This is a genomic window from Thiorhodococcus minor, assembly GCF_010820565.1.
Classification (GTDB): Bacteria; Pseudomonadota; Gammaproteobacteria; order Chromatiales; family Chromatiaceae; genus Thiorhodococcus; species Thiorhodococcus minor.
In genome coordinates this window covers 1-985 of the sequence record NZ_JAAIJQ010000277.1, presented here as the reverse complement: position 1 = coordinate 985, position 985 = coordinate 1, and the positions used below count along the sequence as shown (strand labels likewise).

1 protein-coding gene is annotated in these 985 nt (G+C 64.2%); it reads right to left on the bottom strand.

The annotated features are described in order from the left end of the window. Positions 1–985 (bottom strand): transposase (locus tag G3446_RS26940; protein WP_164456716.1); only part of this gene is annotated, 985 nt, incomplete at both ends.

Here is a 985-nt window from a genome sequence, read left to right as displayed (position 1 = left end):
TGCTCCTCGCATCAGCGTCATGAGGTTGCTTTCAGTGATCGGGAGATCGGTGACCCAAGAGAAGTGCTTCACCGTGCCGTCGGGGGCATGCTCCCAGTACTCGAGGAAATTGACCTCGAGATCGAAGTGGGTGTCGTTCAGGGGGGCGCCATTGAGGTAGCGGAAGCGGTGACGCCAGCCGCGCTCATCGGTGAGCGTGACCTCCAGGGTGTGCTCACTGGCCGCAACCCAGTCGAACAGAGCGGTGTGGTCGCTGGGCTTGGCGCCGAGGATGAAGCGCAGATCCAACGCCTGGAGGTGGCGGATATGCGGGCCGTTGGAGGCGAGCGCGTCTTCGACGACGATGAGCTTGAGGTGAGGATGCTCGCGGCGCACGTCGCTGAGCAGGCGCTTGGCGGCGTTACGCTCGCAGTCGTTCTTCTTCGAGCCATCGGGCTTGAGAATCGGCTCCGGGGCGAGCGGAAACACCTCCTGACAGTCCGGGTGTACCAAGACGGCGCCAAGCATCTGATGGGAGTAGGTCGTGGTGCCGTTGCGATGGTGCGTCTCGGCGCACTGGGAGCAATGCACGCGGTTGGAGGAGAAATACCCCGTGCCATCGACCGAGAGCAGGTAATGCCCATCGAGGAAATCAAACCCCTCCAGCCCCTTGCCGCGCTGCAGCTGGCGAAACAGCGCCGTATACAGCGGGCGCAGCGCAGCGGGATCCACCTCGTCGAGACGCTCACGCAGGCGGGTGTCGCAAGGGGCGCGCTCAATGCCGTAGAGCGTGCGCAGATTCGCCCGCGCCGTCTCCTCGCGGCGGTCCTGATCGAACTGCAGCAGCGAGGGATACTTCAGCCCGAACACGGCCAATCCCGACATCAGATAATCCGTCAGGGGAATCGTGTTGGCGGGAGCATCGGGGATCTTCGCGGCGACGCGCCGCACCTCGCGCAGCAGTCCCGCGATGCTGAGGTGCTGGCGTGAGAACGGAGCACTCATC